The organism is Variovorax sp. dw_954 (assembly GCF_018449755.1).
GTDB lineage: Bacteria > Pseudomonadota > Gammaproteobacteria > Burkholderiales > Burkholderiaceae_C > Variovorax.
Genome location: NZ_JAAVVD010000027.1, coordinates 73,061 through 93,895, shown reverse-complemented (window position 1 = coordinate 93,895; position 20,835 = coordinate 73,061). Strand labels below are relative to the sequence as shown.

The 20,835-nt window shown below is 65.6% G+C and carries 22 protein-coding genes; 7 read left to right on the top strand and 15 right to left on the bottom strand.

Annotation, left to right across the window (positions count from 1 at the left end):
• Nucleotides 1–67: 67 nt before the first annotated feature.
• Nucleotides 68–757: a hypothetical protein gene (locus HB681_RS30900; protein WP_213958712.1), complete on the bottom strand. Its 690-nt coding sequence runs from the start codon at nt 755–757 to the stop codon at nt 68–70.
• A gap of 301 nt (nt 758–1,058) precedes the next feature.
• Between HB681_RS30900 and HB681_RS30895 the strand changes: the two genes are divergently transcribed.
• Together HB681_RS30895 and HB681_RS30890 are read left to right on the top strand one after the other, a co-directional pair.
• Complete coding sequence (locus HB681_RS30895; protein WP_256735164.1) at nt 1,059–2,561, top strand: ATPase domain-containing protein; 1,503 nt, start codon at nt 1,059–1,061, stop codon at nt 2,559–2,561.
• 4 nt (nt 2,562–2,565) lie between these two features.
• Nucleotides 2,566–4,254, top strand: a complete 1,689-nt coding sequence (locus HB681_RS30890; protein WP_213958711.1) for a response regulator — start codon at nt 2,566–2,568, stop codon at nt 4,252–4,254.
• 79 nt (nt 4,255–4,333) lie between these two features.
• Here HB681_RS30890 and HB681_RS30885 read toward each other — a convergent pair whose 3' ends face one another.
• From HB681_RS30885 to HB681_RS30865, 5 genes are all read right to left on the bottom strand, one after another.
• On the bottom strand, nt 4,334–4,828 hold the full coding sequence (locus tag HB681_RS30885) for a DUF2165 domain-containing protein (protein WP_213958710.1): 495 nt from the start codon (nt 4,826–4,828) through the stop codon (nt 4,334–4,336).
• A 363-nt stretch (nt 4,829–5,191) separates the two neighbouring features.
• Complete coding sequence (locus tag HB681_RS30880) at nt 5,192–5,695, bottom strand: hypothetical protein (protein WP_213958709.1); 504 nt, start codon at nt 5,693–5,695, stop codon at nt 5,192–5,194.
• A 97-nt stretch (nt 5,696–5,792) separates the two neighbouring features.
• Nucleotides 5,793–6,260, bottom strand: a complete 468-nt coding sequence (locus HB681_RS30875) for a hypothetical protein (RefSeq protein ID WP_213958708.1) — start codon at nt 6,258–6,260, stop codon at nt 5,793–5,795.
• On the bottom strand, nt 6,257–6,484 hold the full coding sequence (locus HB681_RS30870; protein WP_213958707.1) for a hypothetical protein: 228 nt from the start codon (nt 6,482–6,484) through the stop codon (nt 6,257–6,259). The genes HB681_RS30875 and HB681_RS30870 overlap by 4 nt, the downstream gene beginning before the upstream one ends.
• Before the next feature lie 64 nt (nt 6,485–6,548).
• A complete protein-coding gene (locus HB681_RS30865; protein WP_213958706.1) occupies nt 6,549–6,821 on the bottom strand; it encodes a hypothetical protein in 273 nt (90 codons plus the stop codon).
• A gap of 298 nt (nt 6,822–7,119) precedes the next feature.
• Here HB681_RS30865 and HB681_RS30860 point away from each other — a divergent pair, with 298 nt between their 5' ends.
• Entirely contained in the window at nt 7,120–7,365 is a 246-nt protein-coding gene (locus tag HB681_RS30860; RefSeq protein ID WP_213958705.1) for a hypothetical protein, read from the top strand.
• Nucleotide 7,366: 1 nt separating this feature from the next.
• Nucleotides 7,367–7,873 (top strand): cupin domain-containing protein, encoded by a 507-nt coding sequence (locus HB681_RS30855; protein WP_213958704.1) that lies wholly within the window; start codon nt 7,367–7,369, stop codon nt 7,871–7,873.
• A 141-nt stretch (nt 7,874–8,014) separates the two neighbouring features.
• Here HB681_RS30855 and HB681_RS30850 read toward each other — a convergent pair whose 3' ends face one another.
• Together HB681_RS30850 and HB681_RS30845 are read right to left on the bottom strand one after the other, a co-directional pair.
• A complete protein-coding gene (locus HB681_RS30850) occupies nt 8,015–8,935 on the bottom strand; it encodes a helix-turn-helix domain-containing protein (RefSeq protein ID WP_213958703.1) in 921 nt (306 codons plus the stop codon).
• Between the two features lie 307 nt (nt 8,936–9,242).
• Nucleotides 9,243–10,274: a helix-turn-helix domain-containing protein gene (locus HB681_RS30845; RefSeq protein WP_213958702.1), complete on the bottom strand. Its 1,032-nt coding sequence runs from the start codon at nt 10,272–10,274 to the stop codon at nt 9,243–9,245.
• 389 nt (nt 10,275–10,663) lie between these two features.
• Here HB681_RS30845 and HB681_RS30840 point away from each other — a divergent pair, with 389 nt between their 5' ends.
• The gene (locus tag HB681_RS30840; protein WP_213958701.1) at nt 10,664–11,203 is read left to right on the top strand and encodes a hypothetical protein; all 540 of its coding nucleotides are present in this window, start codon (nt 10,664–10,666) and stop codon (nt 11,201–11,203) included.
• A gap of 55 nt (nt 11,204–11,258) precedes the next feature.
• Here the strand turns inward: HB681_RS30840 and HB681_RS30835 are convergent, their stop codons facing one another.
• From HB681_RS30835 to HB681_RS30820, 4 genes are all read right to left on the bottom strand, one after another.
• Nucleotides 11,259–11,828, bottom strand: coding sequence for a hypothetical protein (locus HB681_RS30835; protein WP_213958700.1), 570 nt, complete (start codon nt 11,826–11,828; stop codon nt 11,259–11,261).
• 300 nt (nt 11,829–12,128) lie between these two features.
• Complete coding sequence (locus tag HB681_RS30830) at nt 12,129–13,109, bottom strand: ABC transporter permease (RefSeq protein ID WP_213958699.1); 981 nt, start codon at nt 13,107–13,109, stop codon at nt 12,129–12,131.
• Nucleotides 13,110–13,120: 11 nt separating this feature from the next.
• Nucleotides 13,121–14,656, bottom strand: coding sequence for a sugar ABC transporter ATP-binding protein (locus tag HB681_RS30825; protein WP_213958698.1), 1,536 nt, complete (start codon nt 14,654–14,656; stop codon nt 13,121–13,123).
• A gap of 7 nt (nt 14,657–14,663) precedes the next feature.
• Nucleotides 14,664–15,638: a sugar-binding protein gene (locus HB681_RS30820; protein WP_213958697.1), complete on the bottom strand. Its 975-nt coding sequence runs from the start codon at nt 15,636–15,638 to the stop codon at nt 14,664–14,666.
• Nucleotides 15,639–16,309: 671 nt separating this feature from the next.
• Here HB681_RS30820 and HB681_RS30815 point away from each other — a divergent pair.
• Nucleotides 16,310–17,209 carry an ABC transporter substrate-binding protein gene (locus HB681_RS30815; RefSeq protein WP_213958696.1) on the top strand — a complete coding sequence of 300 codons (900 nt, stop codon included), beginning with the start codon at nt 16,310–16,312 and terminating at the stop codon, nt 17,207–17,209.
• Between the two features lie 146 nt (nt 17,210–17,355).
• On the opposite strand, the gene HB681_RS30810 is transcribed toward HB681_RS30815, so the two are convergent.
• Nucleotides 17,356–17,802 (bottom strand): SRPBCC family protein, encoded by a 447-nt coding sequence (locus HB681_RS30810; protein ID WP_213958695.1) that lies wholly within the window; start codon nt 17,800–17,802, stop codon nt 17,356–17,358.
• 267 nt (nt 17,803–18,069) lie between these two features.
• On the opposite strand from HB681_RS30810, the gene HB681_RS38440 reads away from it, so the two are divergent.
• Entirely contained in the window at nt 18,070–18,195 is a 126-nt protein-coding gene (locus HB681_RS38440; protein ID WP_256735162.1) for a hypothetical protein, read from the top strand.
• A gap of 24 nt (nt 18,196–18,219) precedes the next feature.
• Here the strand turns inward: HB681_RS38440 and HB681_RS30805 are convergent, their stop codons facing one another.
• Nucleotides 18,220–19,398: an MFS transporter gene (locus HB681_RS30805; protein WP_213958694.1), complete on the bottom strand. Its 1,179-nt coding sequence runs from the start codon at nt 19,396–19,398 to the stop codon at nt 18,220–18,222.
• Between the two features lie 21 nt (nt 19,399–19,419).
• Nucleotides 19,420–20,823: an amidase family protein gene (locus HB681_RS30800; RefSeq protein WP_213958693.1), complete on the bottom strand. Its 1,404-nt coding sequence runs from the start codon at nt 20,821–20,823 to the stop codon at nt 19,420–19,422.
• Nucleotides 20,824–20,835 lie beyond the last annotated feature (12 nt).

The following is a 20,835-nucleotide window of genomic DNA, read 5'->3' as shown; positions in this document are numbered from 1 at the left end:
GGCGAGCCGCATGAACGGCAGGGGGCGCGTGAACTCCCCCAGCCGCACACGCGTCTCCAGGCGCGACTCAATACCCCCACCACGGGCGGCAGTGCAGGCCGCCGTAAGGGCCGCGCCAGCAACGGCCGGATGCGTAGGGGCCGGGCACGGGCACAGGCACTGCCACCGGCCCGCCGACGTACACGCCGCCGCGCCATCCACCGCGTAAGCCCCCGTGCCAGCCGGGGCCGTACCACCAGTCGATGAACACACTGATCTGCTTGCCGGCCGTGGGCAATGTGCCTTCCAGCAGCTTGATGTCGTAGGTGAGCGTGTCGCCGGAGACGCGCGGGTTGAGCAACTCGACCACGGTGAGGTCGGTCTTGTCGTCGATCGAGGTGGAGATGGTGGCGTTGGGCGGGTCCTTCTGGAAGTCGTCCTTGCCCTGGTTCCAGAACTCGGCGAACTTGGACGTGAGCACGTCGCCGGTCATGCGCTCGGGGCGGTCGGAGAACATCAGGGTCTGCGGTGCGACGCCACGGATGGTGAGTGTCTTGCCGTCCGAGGTGAACGAGGTGCCGGTCTGGACGAACAGCCAGTTGGCCGCGGGCATGGGCACGACGTTGCCGGCCGCCGCGTCGGCTGGGGCCGCTTGCGGGGTGACTTGCGGCTGGGCCATGGCGCTGCCGCCAGCGAGCAGCGCGGCCGCAGCCACGCCAAGGAGAACGCGCAGCGGTCGCGCGGTGGATGAACCCGTGATCGGGGCAAGCTTGAACATGCTGGAATCCTTGCGAATTGAAAGTGAAGGACCGGTTCTCAAGTGAAGTGATTGCCGCGATCACCGGTCTTCGATCGCGATGAAGCGATTGTTCGATTCGCGGTCGCTCGCATGTTGGCGATGCGTCCCAGTTGTTGACCGGGCATCCCGCTCCCGCGTGCTCGCCTGGGCGCAAGCAGACCGACATCCGCGCAGGAGATGCGCCTACATGCAGGCGCGCGCGGCAGCGGGCGAAGGGGTGCGCGCGCGATATTAGATTCATCCACCCCATTGGAAAAAAGTGAACGCAACCGCGGTCCCCATGATGAGTCAACGCCCACCCTCCGTCCTGCCGATCCTGCAACCCACCGGCATTCCGGGCCTCGACGAAGTGCTGGCGGGCGGGTTGCCCGCCGGCCACCTCTACCTCGTCGAAGGGACGCCGGGTGCGGGCAAGACCACGCTCGGATTGCAGTTCCTTCTGCAGGGCCGGACGCTGGGCCAGAAGAGCCTCTACGTGACCTTGTCGGAGACCTCCGACGAGTTGGCGCAAGGCGCCCTTTCGCACGGCTGGGACCTGCACAACGTCGAGATATTCGACCTGGTGAGCGACGAGGGCCTGAGTGCTGACGCCGAGCAGAGCATCCTCAACCCCTCCGACTTCGAGTTGGGCGAAACGATCCGCGGCGTCATGGCCCTGGTCGAGCGCGTGCGGCCCGAGCGAGTGGTTTTCGACAGCCTCTCGGAGCTGCGCCTGCTGTCCCAGAACCCGCTGCGGTACCGGCGCCAGATACTGGCGCTGAAGCGCTTCTTCCTGACGCAAGGGTGCACGGTGCTCATGCTCGACGACAAGTCCGCGAGCGCGGGCGACATGCACCTGCACAGCATTGCGCACGGCGTGATCCACCTCGAGCAGAACACCGGCACCTACGGTCCCGACAAGCGCCGGCTGCGCGTGGTGAAGCTGCGTGGCGTGAGTTTTCGGGAAGGCGAGCACGACTTCAACCTGGACCGGGGTGGACTGCGGGTATTTCCGCGCCTGGTGGCGAGCGAGCACGGACGCGCGCACGCAAGCGAGACCGTCAGCGCCGGTAATGCAGAGCTCGACCGGCTCTTGGGCGGCGGCCTGACGCCAGGCACGAACCTGTTGTTCGCCGGGCCGGCCGGCGTCGGCAAGACGACGACCGCCGTGTGCTGCGCGCGCGCCACCATGGAACGCGGCGGCAAGGCGGCCATCTTCCTGTTCGACGAAGGCATCAAGACGCTGGTGACGCGGTCGCGCGCACTTGGACTGGATATCGAGCACTACATCCCGGCAGGCCAGCTGATCCTGCACGCAATCGACCCGGCCGAGATCTCCGCCGGACATTTTTCGCACCATGTCCGCGATGCGGTCGAGCGCCAGGGTGTCACCACCGTGGTGATCGACACGCTGAACGCCTACCTGGTCGCCATGCCCGGCAGCAACTTCCTCATGCTGCAGATGCACGAACTCCTCACATACCTCAACCTTCAGGGCGTGACGACCATCCTGGTGCTTTCCCAGCACGGTATTGCCACCGACGTGCCCAACGACGTCGACCTGAGCTACCTGAGCGATTCGATGCTGCAGTTCCGCTACTTCGAGGCCCGGGGACAACTCCTCAAGGCCATGGCGGTGATCAAGAGCCGCGCGAGCGCGCACGCATCGACGATCCATCAATTCCGGCTTGGCCCGGGCGGCCTTGAGATCGGTGAAGCACTCACGGACTTCAGGGGTGTCATGGCGGGCCTCCCGCGCTACCGGGGCGGGACGTCGCTGCTCGGCGACGCCGAACAGGCGTGACAGCGTGGAAAATCGAGTCCTCGTCCTGGCGCCGTTCGGGCGCGACGCGCGCGTCATCAGCGAAGTGCTGGGCGCGCGGCACATCAACGTCCATGTCTGCCCTGATGCCCACGCCCTGATCGCCGCCATTGACCAGGAATCGGCCGCGACGATCGTCACCGAAGAGTCGCTCTGCGAGGACCTGGTGGAGGCGCTGCGCACGATGCTCGCGCGGCAGCCTCCGTGGTCCGACTACCCGTTTGTCGTGCTCGCGGCGCGGCAGACCATCCGCCGTTCGGACCGTGCGCGGTCGGCGCTGCAGGAGCTCAGCAACCTGGTGCTGATCGAGCGCCCCGTCAACCCCGACACGCTGGCCAGTGCGGCGCACTCGGCCTTGCGCGCACGCCAACGCCAGTACCTGACGCGCAGGCATCTTGCCGAATTGCAGTCTTCAAAGCTGAGCGTCGAGCAGCTCAACGATCAGCTCGAAACGCGCATCGCCGAGCGCACCGCCGACCTTGCCAGTGCCAACGATCGGCTGATGCACGAGATCCTCGAACGCGAGCGCGTCGAGGGCTCGCTGGTCCAGAACCAGAAGATGGAAGCGCTCGGTCGCCTGACCGGTGGCATCGCGCACGACTTCAACAACCTGCTGCATGCCGTCAACCTGAACCTCCAGTTGATCGAGCGATTGAAGGTCGACGAAGACCGCGTACGCGACTACGCACGCCGAGCCAAGGAAGCCGTGAATCGCGGCTCTCGCCTGACCGGGCAACTCCTTTCGTTTGCGCGCACGCAAAGCCTGGTGCCCAAGCTGCACGACGTGAATGAGCTGGTGCACAACATGGCGGAACTCATATCGATTTCGGTGGGGGCGCACGTGAGGCTGTCGCTGGCGTTGTGTCCCGAGCCTGCCTGGCTGATCGTCGACGCGGCGCAGATGGAAATGGCCCTGCTCAATCTCTCCGTCAACGCGCGCGACGCCATGCCCCAGGGCGGCATCCTGGAGATACACACGGTGATCGCTGCGGCTGGCGCCCAAACCGGGCCCGGCGATCCCGCGTACCCACGGGGCACGGTCAGCGTCGTGGTGCGCGATACCGGCACGGGGATCGCGGCCAATCTGCTGGGCAAGGTCTTCGACCCTTTCTTCACCACCAAGCCGCATGCCGGCACCGGGCTGGGCCTGAGCCAGGTCTACGGCTTCACGCGGCAGTCGGGCGGGGAAGCAACGCTGGAGAGCCAGGTCGGCGCAGGAACGACGGTGAGGCTGAGCTTTCCGCTGGCGCCCGCGCCGCAGGACGCTGCAGCAGAGGCTGCGGCCGTGCAGGACGCCGCGCTGGCGGTGCAGGCGGAGATCCTCGTCGTGGAAGACGATCCAGGCGTGCGCCGAAGCATGGTCGAGTGCCTCCAGGTGCTTGGCTACCGCGTCCGGCAAGCGGCCGATGGTGCTGCGGGGCTGATCGAACTGAAGATGGCCAGGCCGGACCTGCTGCTGGTCGACTACCTGATGCCGCGCATGAATGGCGCGGAACTGATCGCGCAAGCGCACAAGATGTACGACGAGCTGCCCATCCTGCTGGCGACGGGCTATGCGGACATGAAAGCCGTCGAGCGCCTCATCGGCCCGCAGCTGGTGTTGGCCAAGCCCTTTGATCTCGACACCCTGGGCAAGGCGGTGTCGACGGAGCTTCGGCGCAAACGCTCGGCATGACTTCGTGATACGAGAAGGCAAGCAGCGGGAGGTGACGAGCGCGCTGCGGTGCGAGCGCCTTCGGGCGGCCGGGCGGCGCTCATGGCCTCTGATCCTCTTCCTGCAGCAGCAGCACGATCAGCACCAGCATCGCGCAGGTCAGGAACATGACGGCCTTGGCCTGCCCGTTCCAGATCTCCGACTGCCACATGCAGAACCATTCGCCGCCTACCACGACGAAGCCGACGAAGTACATCAGGAAGACCAGCACCAGCCCGCAGGCCGCCAGCGGCTTGGCCGCGATGAAGTCGAGCCGGTTGCGGCGCGCGCGGAACAAGCCCCAGGCGCCCGTGAGGCACAGCGCGCCCATCACCCATTCGGTCGCGATGATCATCCAGTAGCCCAGCGCCTGGATCTTCGGATCGGTGATCGCGCGGTACTTCAAGGCGTTGTCGGGGAACACCGTGTCCATCGACAGCACGTGCTGGACGAAGTGCCAGTTCGAGTCGTAGTCGAGGATGTTGTCGGCGGCGATGAGCAGCGCCCAGAGTCCGACGGCGAACACCATCGATGTCTTCAGCAGGCGGATGGTCATGACAGTTTCTCCGTGGCGCTTTGCGTCCTGATTGAGGGAACTCCAGTGCGGGCGGTGGGGGTGCGTGTCGAGGCCACTGGGTATTCCCCTCCGCGAATGTCCCCCGCCTTCGGCTCCTCCTCTATTTCGCTGCGGGGAACACCCAGCACCCTCGACACGGGTGGCGCCGCGTCGTGCGGGCGGATCAACCCTTGCGTGTCTGGAGCACGTCGATGGTGTGCTCTGCGCAGCGAAACAAAGGAGGAGCCGGTAGCCGAAGGTTGACGGCGGGGGACATTCGCGGAGCAGAGTACGCCGTCGGCATGATCGCGCCCCAAGTTCACCCTGCAGCAGCGAACGTCAACGTGCTCCCGTCGTTGCATGTCAGAAGGTCGCCTGGAAAGGCACCCCACCCGCGACCTGGCATTCGCCACTGCCGCCGCCGGACATGCCGGCGTCTGGTTGCTGAAGCTGCAATCTGCAGCGCATGGCACGGCCGGCCGGGCTCTTCAGATTGGCGATCACCTTGCCGCTGTAGGCCGTGGTGAACTGGACCGTGTCGTAGCCGCCGACGCCGGTCCACGCGCCGTAAGGCCAGTCCGGCCAGCCCATCGGCCACGCATCCCACATCGGCGCGAGCGCCTCGGTCACGGTCTGCTGCGTGACCTGCATGAAGCGGCCCTGGTAGGTCGCGTCGGGTGTGGTGGCCGTCATGCTGCCGTCGATGGAGCCGTCGCGGCTTCGCCATGAGAACAGGACCGGCTGCACCGGCTTGCCCTCCTGCACGATGTCGCCGCCGCCCATGCCGCTGCTGGCGCAGCCTCCGAGCAACGAGAGGGACGCTGCCATGGCGCTTGCCACCAGCAGCGGTGTGATCTTGAAGGTCATGATGTGCTCTGCAGGTGAAGTGGTTGAAGCTGCACGCATCGTATTTTTTGCAGCCGCGCAAGTGTTGTCCGCGCGTCCCGCTTCTTGCGCGTGCAGGTCATGACATCGAAGCCGCGCCGCACACGCAGGCCGCAAGCACCAGCGCGCCGGCAAGGTCGGTGAGCATCGCGAAGTTCTCGCGCGCATTGCGATGGGGCTGCATCGCGTGGTTGACGCCGGCCAGGCCGAGGAACACGACACCCGCGAATGCAGCGGGCGCGGCCCATGCAGGCCACCACAGGCTCAGGATGCCGATGGCGCCGAAGGCCGTGTTGGCGAAGCCGAGTTCGCGCACCAGGATCAGCGCCTCGCCGCCCTCGATGCCCAGGATGTGGCGCGCGGTGAACGCCGGGTTCAGCATCTGCCGCAGGCCGGCGCTGCCGAGTCGCGCACCGACTATCCAGAACGCGAACCAGCGCAGCGCAAGCGCCCAGTCCAGCGCCGCATGGTGCGCGATCACCGGGAAGGCGACGCATGCCGCCGGAGCAAGGAACATCAGGATGGTGACGAGGATGAAGTAGCTCATGGTGTTTTTTCGATCGATGAGTCTTTCGCGAGCCCCGGCAGCGCCCGCAACGGAAAGCAGAAACTGGAAGCGAAAAGCCCGAGCACGCCGCCCCGCAGCGTCTCCCACAACCTCGCGGACAGCAGCAGCACCGAATGCTCGCCGCTGGCCGCGCACGTGACCACCAGCGTGAAGGCGTAGGTGCTGCAGGCCGCGTCAATAGCGCTCGGGCAGCGCCACCGCATGGACGACCATCGCTACCACCGCGGCGGCCCGCATCACGACGGCCATGTGTGCGATGCCTCGTCCCTACCAGCGACGGCCCTGGTGGAACTCGTCGGCGATCGAGATCTCGGTCTGTGCCTGCTGGAGGAGTTCGATCGCACGGCCTGCGTGGCCGCCGAAGGTCGGGCCGTTCACATCCTGCGCCGATCGGATGTGGTTGATGGCGGCCTGCATCGCGTTCTCGGCTTGCTGGAAGTTGGGATGCGACAGGCCATAGGCCGCAGCACAGGCGCTCAGGGATGCGACGCACAAGGCGCCAAAGGCAAAGGCCTTGATGTGGTTCTTCGGCAGGTTCATTTCGGGGTCCTCGTTGGTGGGTGATGAATGGATGAATACGTCGCCGACGTATGCCGTTGAATTTAGGAGCGACGGTCGATGCGAAGTGGCGCGTGCATCCCAATTCGTGCCTCTGCGTCTCCGTGTACTTCGTGATGCCGGCCGCATGAAACGCTGGGGCATGAATTGGGATGCCGCGGCCACACGCAGGTCGTGTCGATTCCTAACATTTCTCACCGCATCGAATGCACTTGCAAGCGTGCGGCACACCTTTCCAACCCAACCCGCGGGCACTGCCCGTCACCGAAGGAATCTCGACATGAATCCCGTTCCCGCTCCCCTCCTCCAGCCGGCCCGGCGCGACCGCTGGCAACCCTTCGCCGTCATGACCGACGTGGTGTCGCAGGGCCCGTTCCCGGTGGCGCGCCTGCAACCGGGCCGCTACGACGTGCAGGCCACGCTCGCCGGCCGCACGCTGAACCAGCGCATCACCGTGCGCGGCAATGCGCCGACGCACAGCGTGTTCGTCTGGCCGGCCGGCACCGACGTGAGCGTGGGTTCCTGAGGTGCCCGTCGAGGTGATCGTCAGCACGGCGCGGCCGAAGCGGGAGGAGCCGATCATCCGCATTCCCGCACTCGGGCTCACCGTCCGCGTGCGCTTTCCGTTCGAGCCCGAGAAGGCCCAGTCCACGGTGATCGAGACCACGAACGCCGCGGGCTTCGGCCCGCCGCTGTACCGGCGCGCCGAGTCCGAGACCTTCGAGATCGTGACCGGCCGCTACCTCTTCGAGGTCGACGGCAGGCGCTTCGTCGCGCGGCGCGGCGACCTGGTGCGCGTGCCTGCAGGCGCGGCGCGGGCCTTCGTCAACGTGACGGGCACGGGTGCGCGGCAGCAAGTCATCATCGAACCCGGTATAGACGCCGTGCGGTTCTTTGGCGAAGTGGCCGCGCTGCTCGATGGCAAGTCCGTGGACCGCGCCGCGCTACGCCGCTTCGGCCGACGCTGGGGCGTGGTGCTGCTCGGGCCATCGCTGAAGGTGGCGCGCTCCGAATTCGAAGGCGACGCGGCGTGACCGGGTGAGTCTTGCTGCATGTCCCGGCCCTGGTCGGCGGCATCGGCAGCGACCGGGTGCCGGGCGTGTTCCGCCGCCATCCGGAGGTTGCAGGGGCCCGCCGCAAATCGGAAAAGCAAGGCCGCCGAAGCAACCAGCGGTTCAGTGGCAAAGGGAATTGAGCCAGCGGTCGAAACGCTCTTCAGCGTTGCCACCAGAAGGCAGGCGGGCCGGTTCAACCGCGCGCGGCACTTCGCGCGGGCTGTACCCGAACTGGGCACGGAAGGCCTTGCTGAAATGCGCCGCGCTCTTGAATCCGTGGTCTTCGGCCAGCCGCGCGATCGGCTGGCGGTCGCAGGACTGCGCCAGGATCTGGTGCACGCGCGCCAGCCGCCGTTCCTTGATGTATTGCGACACGCCGCCGAGCGGCTCGAACAGGCGATACAACGTCGAGCGCGACACGCGCAGCAGCATGCACAGGTGGACCGCGGCCAGTTCGGTGTCGGCCAGATGGTCCTCGATGTGGCGGCGTGCGCGACGCAGCAGCGCGCCGTCGACCGCTACACCCGTCGTCAGCGGGTCGATGAAGGTCGGCGCCAGGCTGGCGGCCACCAGGCCCACCGTTGCTGCGGACAGCGCCGGAAGTTCTTGCGGCGCGGTGTCGGGCAGGCCATGCAGCAGCGCCGCGAGGTGGTCCGACAGCAGGTGCGCGCAGGCGTTGTCCGGAGAAAGCCCGTGCAGCCGCATCGGCTGCGGCAAGGCGGCGTCGAGCGTGTCGCGCGGAATGTAGAGAACCGAGCTGGAACACGCCGACTCGCTCTCCTCGGGCAGGGCCATGTCGGTGATGAGGAAGCGCCCCGGCGCAAGCGACACGCGCCGCCCTGCCGCGTCGCAGTGGAACGCGCCGCCATGCAACAGCAGCAGGCGGTAGTGGTCCAACTGGTCGGACTGGATGTTGCGCTCGCGCCGCATGCGGGTCTGCGTCGGCCCGAAGGTGGCGGCGCCGACGATCAGCTCGGACATGCGCCACATCGTCACGTCCGCATGGAAGTGCGCCGGGTCCGCGTCGTCGGCCAGCTGCATGTCCCAGCTCCGCGAAAGCGAACCGCGCCAGTAGTCCAGCGCTGCCCGCGCCGACGTCGCCCGCGAATCGAAGCGCATGTGGGGAAGTGGGGATGGACACGCCAGAGTCATGGAAGAGCACCGTGTGAAAAGGATGGGGAAATTCTAGGAATCCATGTGCAAGGCGTCTCAACGGTGCGTGTCAGTTCTTGCCCGTGCGTCTCATACGACTTTGCAATCAAGCGCATCACGGCGTTGGAGCGCCTTGCCGTGCTACAGCACTGTCTGCGGCGCTCCGCCTTGTCCTGCGCTTGATTGCAAAGTCGTGTCAGTCGCGGAGCGAGCGGAGCCACTTGTCGAAGGCGGCCTGGCCTGCGCTTGCGAGGGGGGCGGGCTCGCTTGCCGCCAGCAGCCCGCGCTGGCGCACCTCGTTGGGGCTGTAGCCGTACTGCTCCCTGAAGGCGCGGCTGAAGTGCGTGGTGCTCTTGAAGCCGTGGTCCTCCGCGATGCGCCCGAGGTACTGCCGCTGCGTCGATGACGACAGCACCGCATGGATGCGTGCGAGCCGCCGTTCCTTCACGTAGTGCGCCACACCGCCCAGGGGCTCGAACAGCCGGTAGATCGTGGAGCGCGACACCTTGAAGAAGCCGCATAGCGCCTCGGCCGAGAGGTCTGGCTCGCTGAGGTGGAGGTCCACGTAGCGGCAGGCCTGGCGCAACAGATTGCCCTCGATCGTGGGGCGCGCATGGTCGAGCGTCTGCGCCGAAGGCACCAGGCTCGCGGCCAGCAGGTTGACCGTGGCGCGTGCGAGCGCCGCCGTCTCCTGCGGTTGGAGTTGTGCAGCCACACGGGCCAGCGCGCGCAGGTGGTCGGCCATCATGCGAGCCGTGGCGCCGCCCGGTTGCGCGCCGTGCAGGTCGAAGCTGCGCGGCAGCGCCTCGTCGAGCATCTCGCGCGGAATGAACATGACGACGTTGGCACCGCGCGTGGTCTCGTAGCGCTCCTCGCGCGACATGTCCGACAGCACCAGTTCGCCCGCCTCGATCTTGAATCGGCGACCGTCGGCTTCCAGGCGCAGTTCGCCCTCGGTCTGCAGGATCACGCGGTAGTGGTCGAGCTGGTCGGCGCGCGCGTTGCGCAGCGTGCGGGTCTGCGAGCGCGGGCCGAAGACGCTGTCGCTCAGCAGCACGCTGCCGAACTGCCAGATCGAGACGTCGTAGGCGCTTTCCTCCGGCCGCGCGCCCTCGGGGACAGACACGTTGAACGTGCCGCCCAGGCTCTGCTGCCAACGCTCGAATCGCTCCTGCACCGGGAGCTGGCTGGAGACCAGGTGCAGGCGCGGCAATCCGCCATTCGCCATTCGCGGTTGTCCTCCGTGTGCGGGGGCAGTATCCGGCCGGCGCACGTCCGGGGCAAGGGCGTATGCCGTTGCATGACGGCGGGCCGGGCTTTCTGCGGGCTCCAATCGGCTGAAGGCGGCGGCGCAGCACTGCGCGTCAGGAGTGGGACGTTGGCAACGGGTAACGGGACACCGAAGTAACGAACATGCCCCATAGCGACCGCCTTCAGGTACTGCCCCGGCGCGGCGATGGGCAAGCGCATGCGCCGTCGGAGCTCGATGCTTCCTGAACACATCGCTTACGCCTGCGAGCGCACGATGACGGCCAGTGTGCGACCATTCCTTTCACGGACCCGGGTCCCGATCCAGTCCGGCAGACTTCGTCCTGTCGCCGACTTCCCCGCTACGAAGTGATCCTGCGCCGCATCCTCCTCGCAATCGCCGCCCTGCTCGCCACGGCCGCCTGGCTGGCTTGCGTGCACTGGATGACCGGGCTGGAACGCAAGGCGCCGCCCTATCTCGACATCGACCTGGAGAAGGTGCCTGCGGGTAGCCCGAAGTTCTACACCTTCCAGGGCACACCGCTGGCCCTCTTGCGAACCACCGATGCGATCCTCGATGACCTCCGGACGCAGACCATCCATACCTGGAACCAGCGCCCCATGCCGGCCGGGCGTCCATCGTTCTTCGTCTACTCCCTGGTGAACCCGAGCGACGGATGCGAGGTCGAACACTCACCCAACGGCGCGGACCGTTATGCACCCGCGCGCCCGTGGCAAGGCGGCTATTACGACCCGTGCCGCTTCGGCGAATGGGACTACGCCGGCCGCGCGATCAAGCAGTACGCAGACCAGGACCCGCAATTGCTGCGGATGCCCGACCTGGATGTCCCGGACTTCGAATTCAGGGAACAGCACATCCTGCGCATCACCGGTGTCCCGAAGCGATAGGCGATGCCGGTCGCGTCTTCGCTGGCACCTGTACGGGCATTCATAGCGCTCGCTCTCAGGCAACAGACGGGATCGGTTCGGCGCTGTCACCGGGCAGCAGGAGTTCGGGCACCTGGCTGAATCGATAGGCGCCGCTGGTCGCGTCAAGATCGAACACCCAAACCATGTCGAACCGTTCTCCGGGCCACTTTTGCGGCGCACTCGTGTCGCCGAGTATTGCGTTGGCGATCAGCGGAATGTGCTTGTGCTCCCAACCGATCAGCACGACGCCATCGCATGACGTCGCAGCGGTCGCCACCTGGGTCTCCTGGCCGACAGCGTAAGTCGCATTGATGTCGAGCGAGAGCTTTTGGGCGACGACGCTGACCGTCTCGAATGGTCTTTTGCTCGACGTGCCCGCATCTTCGGATGCCGCAAAGACAGCTTGTGGCTGCGCGAGTTCCTGGCTTTGCAGCGACCCACGGCTCGGTGCAAAAAGGACTGCGAGCGCACCGGCGCGGGTCCATCCCGTCACCAGCAAGGAATTCACATCCTGCACGCCATCAGTCGTCACTCCGTAAGGCGGTACGGCGCCTTGAGGCTTTTCGCCATGGCGAATCACCATGATTTTTTGTGCACGTGCCATGTTTTTCCTCCAACGGACGAGCCGCGTTGACTCAGGAAGCTGTCGGCGGAGTCGACAGTGTCGGCGAAGATCGGCACCCCGATAACAACTCAATGCGCAGGACGCCAGCCCAAACATTGCATCCAGCTTTGACCGCAGTCAAGGCTCATCGACGATAGGCCTGAGAGCCTGACGGTCCTCTGACTGGTCACACCCAGCCCTCATCAAAGAAATCATCTGCCCGCTTCTGCAGCTTGATGCTGGCCATGGTCGCGGATGCTGCCCCAAATCCGAGATGGAAGGAAGTCGTCGTCACACCGATCATGACTCTCGACCCGCAGCCCCCTTCGCGGCAGCCTTGCGCTTGCGATACTCCGCGAACTGCGTATCCGCCAGCACCCCGATCAGGATCACCGAGCCCATTACCGCGAAGTTCAGCGAACTCGGAATGCCCAGCAGGTTGACCAGGTTCTGCAGGATCTGCAGCAGGATCGAGCCGAGCACGACGCCGACGATCGAACCCTCGCCGCCGCGCAGCGAGAAACCGCCCAGCACCGACGCTGCAATCGCGTAGAGCTCGTAGAAATTGCCGTGCGACGAAGGCGATATCGAGCGCGTGTACATCGCGAAGAAGATGGCCGAGATGGCCGTGAGCACGCCGCAGATCACGTACGACGCGACGATCACCTTGTTCGTGGGCACGCCCGAATAGCGTGCCGCCTCCTCGTTCTTGCCGACGGCGAACAGGTAGCGCCCGAACACCGAGCGGTGCAGCACGACCCACATGACGACTGCGATCACGACGAACGCGAACATCGAGTGCGGTATGCCGAGCGTCCGGCCGGTGGTCAGCCATTCGAGCGTCGGAAAACTGTCCCCGAAGGCAAAGCCCGCTGTCCCGTCGGCGGTGTAGTAGCGCGCCGCGCCGCGGTAGATCAACAGGCCGCACAGCGTGACGATGAAAGGCTGCAGGTGGAGCCTGGTGATCAGCAGGCCATGCGCGAGCCCCATCACGGCCCCAAGCACCAGCATCAGTCCCAGCGCCACCGGCCAGGCGAGGCCGTGGTTCACCATCAGGTCGACGAACAGCACGCCCAGCAGCGCAATGATCGAACCCACCGACAGCTCGATCCCGCCGGTGATGATGACAAAGGCCTGCCCGATCGCGAAGATGCCGAACAGGCCCACGAGATTCGCGGTGTTGGCGATATTGATCGGCGAGATGAACAGCGGATTGATGATCGCGACGACGGTGCCGACGACGAGGATGAGGATCAGCAGGCCTATGTCTTTTTTGAGCATCTGTGCAAGTCTCAGTGGACCGTCTTGCCGACCGCGAGCCGGAGGATCTCGTGCTCGCTGAATTCGCTTCGCTCGAGGAAGCCGCTGATGGCGCCCTCGTGCATCACCGCGATGCGGTCGCTGACGCCGATCACTTCTTCCATGTCGCTGGAGATCATCAGGACGGCGACGCCAGCGTCGGCCAGGTCGCGCAGCATCCGGTAGATCTCGCTCTTGGCGCCGACGTCGACGCCGCGCGTGGGCTCGTCGCAGATCAGCACCCGCGGGTTCATCGTCAGCCACTTGGCCAGCACGACCTTCTGTTGATTGCCGCCCGACAGCGTCCCGGCATGCACGCGGACACTCGCGGCGCGAATGCCGAGCCGCTCCTTCTGCCGCTCGGCCATCGCGAGCGCCTGCGCCTCCTGTACCAGCCCACCCTTCGAACTTCGATGCAGGTTGGGCAGCAGGATGTTCTCGCAGATCGAATCCGCCAGCAGAAGGCCGCATTGCTTGCGGTCTTCGGGGACGAGGAAGACGCCGCGCTCGATCGCGTCTCGCGGTGTCGCGAACTCGACCTTCTCGCCATCGAGCGTCAACGCGCCGCCGATGAGCGTGTCGATGCCCGAGAGAGCGCGCGCCAGCTCGGTCCGGCCGGCGCCGATCAAGCCAGCCATCCCCAGGATCTCCCCGCGCCGCAGTGTCAGCGAAACCGGTCGTCCGGGCCAGGTGCGGGTCTGCGCCGCATCGATCTCCAGCACCCCGTCTCCCGGCGGTGACGCAGGCGGCAGGTAGAGCGCCTTGAGGTCGCGGCCGATCATCATGCGGATCATGGCCGCGTGCGAGATCTGCTCGCGCGCCAGTTCGCCGACGTTCTTGCCGTCGCGCAGCACCACGACGCGGTCCGCGCATTCGCACAGTTCGTTCAAGCGATGCGAGATGAAGATGACGCTGACACCGTTGGCCTTCAGGTCGGCGATGACCCGCATCAATCGGTCGGTCTCGGACAGCGTCAGGCTGGAGGTCGGCTCGTCCATGATCACCAGGCGCGAGTTCAAGGACAGGGCCTTGGCGATCTCCAGCAACTGGCGTTGCGCGATCGACAGCTCCGACACTGGCGAGTCCGGCGTGAAGTCCACGCCCAGCGCATCGAGGAACGGACGGGTCTGGTCATGCAGCTTCCTGCGGTCGACCAGCTTGAGAAAGCCGCCATACAGGGGCTCGCGACCGATGAACACGTTGGCCGCCGCATCGAGGTTCTCGAAGAGGTTCAGTTCCTGATGCACGAAGGCAATGCCGGCGTCGATTGCGTGGGCGACCGACAAGGCATCGAACCTGTCTGCATCGACATGGATGTCGCCGGACGACGGCGCGACTACGCCGCCGAGGATCTTCATCAGCGTCGACTTGCCGGCGCCGTTTTCACCGACCAGGCCGATGACCTCGCCGCGGGAGACCTCCAGCGAGACGCGGTCGAGCGCCGTCACGCCGGGATAGGACTTGGTGATGCCGGCGAGTCGAAGAAACGGTTCGGTCAGTGTGTGCCTCCCCGCACCGGCTTGCCGCACACGCTGGCTACTTGCCCAGGGTCGCCTTGAGGTTGGCCGAGAAGGCATCGACGTTGGCCTTGTCGATGACCTTGGTCGGCACGATGATGAGCTTGTCCGCCGGGATCTTGGACTTGTCGCCTTCCAGGTAGGCGGCCATCAGCTTCATGCCCTGGTAGCCCCATTCGTACGGCTGCTGCACGACCGTGCCGGCAAAGCTGCCGTCCTTGACCGCGCCCAGCGTGATCGGGTCTTCGTCGAACGCGATCACCGTGATCTTGCCGAGCTTGTTCGCGGCCTTCAGCGCCTCGTAGATCTTCGGCGGGTTGTAGGAGTAGAAGCCGACCATGCAATTGATGTCCGGCTTGGCCGCCAGCACGTCGTCGACATTGCTGCGCGCCTTGGCGAAGTCGACGTCGTCACCGCGCACGTCGACCAGTTCGATGCCCTTGCCCGCGACGGCCTTCTTGAAGCCGGCAATGCGCTCCTTGGCGTTGTCCGCACCGAGGAAGCCGACGAAGCCCATGCACTTGGCGCCCTTGGGCAAGGCCTTCACGGCGATCTCGCCGGCCTGCACGCCAGCGAGGGTGTTGGATGAACCGAGATAGGCGATGCGATTGCTGTTCGGCGCGTCGCTGTCGGTGGTGAAGAGCGGGACCTGCTTGGCGATGCGGTTGAAGGCATCGACCGATGTCTTCGGATCGACCGAGGAAATCATGATCGCGCTGGTGCCGGCGGCGACCAGGTCATCCATCAACGCGTTCTGCAGCGCGGCGGTGCCTTGCGCCGGATACCTGAACTGCAGCTCGTACTTGGGCAACTCCGCCTGCGCCTTCTTGACGCCGGCTTCGGCCAGCTTCCAGAAGTCGGAAGACGCGTTGACGATGAAAGCCAGCTTCTTCTTTTCCTGCGCGGAGGCCGGCGTCGCGGTCAGCGCGAACGTGGTGGCAAATGCCAGAGTCAGTGCGGAACAAAGGGCAGAACGACGACCAGCCTTGAGCATGTATGTCTCCAAGTGATTTTGGATTTTGGAGTTCGCCATTCGATCTCCAGCGGACCGCGTCGGGGCGCGTTTCGTCCGCGGGGCATGCTATGCCTAGAACGTCAAAAACTGCAAGATGCGTTCTATTGGGGCTTTCCTTCATGCCGGCGGGGGGGGGCGTGGGGCAGAGGCCGTCTACGGCACTCGGGTGCGGTCACCGCCACCTTTGCCTCAACTGCGACAAGAGACTGGTTGTCAAAGACACCGCCGACGCCACTCCCATCGCATTCGACGCAGCCGTAAGATCGCCGCCCAAGTCTGCAAAGGACCGTTGTGGTCAATTGTCGCAAACTGCTGCTCGGCTCGTCGTTTGGACTGCACGTCTTGTCGCTGGTCCGCGCGCGACAGAGGCCTCGGACGATCGGTCTTCTCAGCCCCTTCGCCCAACTTGCAGGCGACTGTCCCCGGAAGCGTTCCATAAGGCCATGCGAGATAAGGCCATGCGAGATCTTGGCCAAATCAAAGGCCGGGACTATGTTTCGTCGTACACCATGCGGATGGGCAGAACGAGCGAAGTCGTTCACCCCTGCGGAGGTAATCGAATGACATGCCAAACGCGAAGACTCTTGCTCGCAGCATGCGCGAGCGCATGCACAGTGCCCTACGTTTTTGCGGATGGCTCGAAGCGTCGCATGGCCGTACTGACCATCCTTCCGCAGGTGGAGGCAAAGCCATATGTGGAAGCGCTTTACGAGGGCTTGAAAGAGCTTGGTTGGGTCGAGGGTCGCAACCTGATCATTGATGTCCGCTACTCAGATGGAGATGCCGCTCAAATTCGAACGCTTACAACCGAGTTGCTGATGTTCAAACCCGATGTCTTCTTTTCTGCGACCGACATTGCATCAAGAGCCGCAGCAGAATCCGCCGATCCGCCACCGATCGTCTTCGCAATTGGCAATGACCCGGTGGGCAGCGGATTGGTTAAGTCACTCGCACACCCGGGCATCAGGGCAACGGGATATTCCATCCAGACGTACGAACTCTCGTCAAAGCGTTTGGCACTGCTGAAGGAGGCAGTCCCGACTCTGAACAAGGTGGGTTTGCTCGTTTACCGGGAAGGTCAGCCCGGGACGCAATTGGCAGTATTGCAATACTCCGAGGCCGCAGAGGCGTTGGGGATTGGCTTGCTTCGAATCAGGGTCGATACGCCCGAGGAGCTCGAACTTGCGTTTGAGAACATGGCCAAGCAAGGTATTCATTGGTTTCTCATGGTTGCGAACGCCTGGTTCATTCAGGGCCCCAGGCTGCAGCAACTCGACTCTCTGGCGTTGAAATATCGCTCAGCGACTTGCGCCTTTGCCACCATGTTCGCTGACACCGGCCAGCTCATGAGCTACAGCACGGACTACTTTGCCTTGTTTCGTCGCTCGGCCGGGCTGATCGACCGCATCCTCAAAGGTGCCGATCCGGCCAATATCCCCATCGAGCAGGCAAGCACCTACGAACTGGTGCTGAACCATCGCACAGCACGCACGATCGGCGTGACGTTCCCGAATTCGTTGCTGTTGCAAGCAACCCGGGTGATCGAATGAACTCCGTTCGCGGACCGGAAGTAGTGCCCCAACCAGCGTCGAGCGGCTGCATTCTGACCCCCTCATTGAACGGCTGCTGAGGGCCGACAACAGCACCGTACGGCCGCTTCGAGCGGCCCCGACGACGGGCGAAAGAATCCTGCTTCTCATCCCGGAATATCCGGCTCCACCAACTGCGCCAGCGCGATCAGCGACTCCTGCCACCCCAGGTAGCACATCTCCACGGGAATCATCTCGGGGATGCCTTCCTGCACGATCGAAACCTCCGTGCCGCAGGACACGGCAGCCAGCGTCACCGTGGTCTTCATCGTGCCCGGCAAGTTGGGATCGTCGAATGTCGCGTCGTACGCGATGCGTTGTCCCGGCACGAGTTCCAGGTACTTGCCGCCAAAGGAGTGCTTGTGCCCGGTGCCGAAGTTCGTGAACGACATGCGCCAGGCGCCGCCGACGACGACGTCCATGCCAAGGACCTGCCCGGTGAAGCCGAACGGCGGCAGCCAGCGCTCGAAGGCGCTGCGTTCGGTGAAGGCGCGGTAGACCTTTTCAGGCGACGTGCGCAGCACGCGGTGAAGGCGAACGGTGTTGGTAGCCATGGCTTGTTACTCCAGGAAATTCAGAGGACGACCCTCAAATCACACGACGAACGAGCCTACCGAAAATCGACACGGCGGATTGCCCGAGGGCAGCGAAAAGCTTGCACCTGCAGAGCCGTTTGCTCGCGGTGTGGCCATGGCCACTTCCTGCACCTGTGATTCAAGCCTGCACTTCCACGGGGCTTTTGCTGTCATGTCATCGACACGCACCGCCCCTAAGCTTCGCGCTGTCCATCCGGACACCGTCATCCGCGCTACCCAAAAGAAATGAACAACCTCTCCCCCATCACGAAGATCCTCACCACGACTGCAGTTGCATGGCTGCTCGCCAGTTCCACGCAGTCGCGCGCGCCGCATCAAGGCACCCAGCAACAGGGCGCCGCCGCTCGCTGACGCGTTCGGCGAGGGTGCCCTCCCTCAGCGATCCGGCGACGACGCTGACCGGAATGCCCCCAGCCCCAGTGCACCCATCGCCAACGACAGCCACACGATCAGTCGCGCCGTCTCCGGCGGCCCGGCACACGCGCCCACCAGCAGTCCCGCGAGCGGCTGCGTCAGGTTGTTGAGCATCACGACCACGCCGGTCGTCTTGCCGTAATCCGCCGGTGGAATGATCTTCTGCCGGCGCGCACGGATGAACACGTTGAACATCTTGTCGAAGCCGGTGATCAGCAGGAAGCCCGCCGCGTAGAACCAGTGGTCGGGCGCCACGCCGGTCAGCAGGCCGCCGGCCAGCATCATCACGAACGCAATCACGCCCAGCGTCCTCACCGGGATCGAAGCGCGAGCGATCACCAGCAGGATGGCAATGGTCGCCAGCGCGCCCAGCGTCTGCAACCCCGCGTAGTAGCCGGCGGAGCGCCCATGCAATCCGGTCACCAGGGCCGCCGAGGACGCGAGCGTCACGCCGACGATCAGGTTCACGCCGGCCGCCAACACCACCAGCCGCTTCAGGCCGGGCAGCCGCCACACATGGCCGAGCGCAATCCGCACCGGCCGCCACAACGGACCGGCCTCGACTTCGGGTTCACGCAGGCGCAAGTCGCTGATCCGCCGCCAGGCCACCGTCGCGATGTCGGCCAGCAGGAACAGCGCCGCCGCCACGCCCACCACGCCCTGCCAGGGCCACAAGGCAAGCAAGGCGGCTGCCAGCATCGGCCCAAGCATGAAACCCGCCTGGTCCGCCGCCTGCGACCACGCCAGCACCCGGTCGAAGCGCTCGCCATGCACGGCCATCTGCGGCAGCATCACCTCGCGCGCCATCATCCCCTGCGTGGTCAGCACACCGCACACGGCCGACAAAGCCACGAGCCAGCCGATCCCGCCCCACAACAGGTCGCCCACCACGCCGACGACGCACATCCCCGCGCGCAGTACCTGGCTGGCCTGCAACAACCTGAACGGCGACTTGCGGTCGCACAGCGCGCCACACACCGGAAACGACAGGTAGCGCGGAAAGGCCTCCACCGCAAACGCGAAGCCCGACCATGCGACGCTCTGCGTCACCTGGAACACCACCAGCGGCACCAGGAACAACAGGATCTGGTCGGCCAGCTTGGAGACGAACAGCGACGCGAGGAAGACCCGGAATGCCACGTGCGCGAGCCCGGGGCGCTTTCAGCCGACCAGGTCGACCACGGGCATCGGCGGCGTTCCGCGCGCCTCGATCGCCTCGCCCGCGGCCAGGCAGAGGTCTTCACGGAAACGCCCGGCGACAAGCTGTACGCCGACCGGGCAGTTGCCGACCATGCCGGTCGACACGGTCAGCGCGGGCAAGCCTGTGAGCGGCAGTCCGATCATCGTCAACTGCGACTGCCACACGCGCGCATAAGCCTCGTCGCCTTGCAGGTCGAGGTTGGCAGTGAATGGCAATTCGGCGCACACCGGCAGCAGTACCACCGGGTAGCGCGCCAGGAACACCTGCCATTGCCGCGTGATCGTCGCGCGATTGACCAGGGCAGCGGAAAGCTGCGCGGCAGAGATGTCCCGCGCGATGTGCGCCTGGCCAGCCAGCGCCGTGGTGGCGCCCGCGTCCCCTTCGCGCTCCGCCGCCTTGACCATGGCCTCGTAGCCATCGCCCATCCAAAGCGTGACCTGGCTCTCGACGGCATCACGCAGCGGCGGCAGCGCATCGACCTCGTCGACCGTCCAGCCCGCGTCACGCAGTCGATCAGCTGCATCGAGCAGGGCCTTCAACACCTCGGGTTGCGTGTCCAGCCCGTCCGGCCGCAGGCACATCGCGACGATGCGCGGCGCGGCCGGGCCGACCAGGGGCGCGGGACACCACCACGGATCGCGCGCGTCCGGCGCCGCCATGGCGGCCAGGCCCAGCCGCAGGTCGTGCACCGTGCGCGCGATCGGCCCGGACACGGCAGTGATCTGGCCGCCGATGCTGCGCTCCGGCAAGGCCGCGTTGAACGCTGCGATGCGGCCCAGCGTCGGCCGCAGTCCATGCACGCCGCAGGCATACGCCGGGTAACGGATCGAGCCCGCGATGTCCGTGCCATGCGCGATGTGGCCGATCCCCGCCGCCACCGCCGATGCCGCACCGCCCGACGAGCCGCCCGGCGTCAGCGCCGCATCGCGCGGGTTGAGCGTGGCGCCATGCAGCTTGTTGCCGGTGAACCAGCGGTAGCTGAATGCGGGCGTATTGGTGCGCCCGACGATGACCGCGCCGGCCTTCAACAGGCTGTCGACCACCGGGCTGTTCGTCGAGGCGATCAGGTCCTTCTGCAGCGTCACGCCGTTGGTGGTCGCAAAGCCGGCCTGGTCGATGTTGACCTTGACCGTGACCGGCACGCCGGCCAATGCGCCGGGATCATCGCCCCGCGCGAGCGCGGCATCGATCGCCCCTGCGCGCCGCAGCACCTCGTCCGGCCGGCAGTCGACGACCGCGTTGAGCCTCGGGTTGACGGCATCGAGCCTCGCCAATGCAGCCTGCGCCGCCTCGATGGCCGACAGCTTGCGCTGGCGGATCAGGTCGGCTACGCGTGAAGCGGGCATGCGCCAGATGTCGGTCATCGGTTCGAAGCT

Bases quoted from the DNA above. Each gene is read 5' to 3' on its own strand.
- HB681_RS30900 (WP_213958712.1), bottom strand. From the start codon at position 757: ATGTTCAAGCTTGCCCCGATCACGGGTTCATCCACCGCGCGACCGCTG.
- HB681_RS30895 (WP_256735164.1), top strand. From the start codon at position 1,059: ATGATGAGTCAACGCCCACCCTCCGTCCTGCCGATCCTGCAACCCACC.
- HB681_RS30885 (WP_213958710.1), bottom strand. From the start codon at position 4,828: ATGACCATCCGCCTGCTGAAGACATCGATGGTGTTCGCCGTCGGACTC.
- HB681_RS30880 (WP_213958709.1), bottom strand. From the start codon at position 5,695: ATGACCTTCAAGATCACACCGCTGCTGGTGGCAAGCGCCATGGCAGCG.
- HB681_RS30875 (WP_213958708.1), bottom strand. From the start codon at position 6,260: ATGAGCTACTTCATCCTCGTCACCATCCTGATGTTCCTTGCTCCGGCG.
- HB681_RS30870 (WP_213958707.1), bottom strand. From the start codon at position 6,484: ATGCGGTGGCGCTGCCCGAGCGCTATTGACGCGGCCTGCAGCACCTAC.
- HB681_RS30865 (WP_213958706.1), bottom strand. From the start codon at position 6,821: ATGAACCTGCCGAAGAACCACATCAAGGCCTTTGCCTTTGGCGCCTTG.
- HB681_RS30860 (WP_213958705.1), top strand. From the start codon at position 7,120: ATGAATCCCGTTCCCGCTCCCCTCCTCCAGCCGGCCCGGCGCGACCGC.
- HB681_RS30850 (WP_213958703.1), bottom strand. From the start codon at position 8,935: ATGCAGCTGGCCGACGACGCGGACCCGGCGCACTTCCATGCGGACGTG.
- HB681_RS30845 (WP_213958702.1), bottom strand. From the start codon at position 10,274: ATGGCGAATGGCGGATTGCCGCGCCTGCACCTGGTCTCCAGCCAGCTC.
- HB681_RS30835 (WP_213958700.1), bottom strand. From the start codon at position 11,828: ATGGCACGTGCACAAAAAATCATGGTGATTCGCCATGGCGAAAAGCCT.
- HB681_RS30830 (WP_213958699.1), bottom strand. From the start codon at position 13,109: ATGCTCAAAAAAGACATAGGCCTGCTGATCCTCATCCTCGTCGTCGGC.
- HB681_RS30820 (WP_213958697.1), bottom strand. From the start codon at position 15,638: ATGCTCAAGGCTGGTCGTCGTTCTGCCCTTTGTTCCGCACTGACTCTG.
- HB681_RS30815 (WP_213958696.1), top strand. From the start codon at position 16,310: ATGGCCGTACTGACCATCCTTCCGCAGGTGGAGGCAAAGCCATATGTG.
- HB681_RS30810 (WP_213958695.1), bottom strand. From the start codon at position 17,802: ATGGCTACCAACACCGTTCGCCTTCACCGCGTGCTGCGCACGTCGCCT.
- HB681_RS38440 (WP_256735162.1), top strand. From the start codon at position 18,070: ATGAACAACCTCTCCCCCATCACGAAGATCCTCACCACGACTGCAGTT.
- HB681_RS30800 (WP_213958693.1), bottom strand. From the start codon at position 20,823: ATGACCGACATCTGGCGCATGCCCGCTTCACGCGTAGCCGACCTGATC.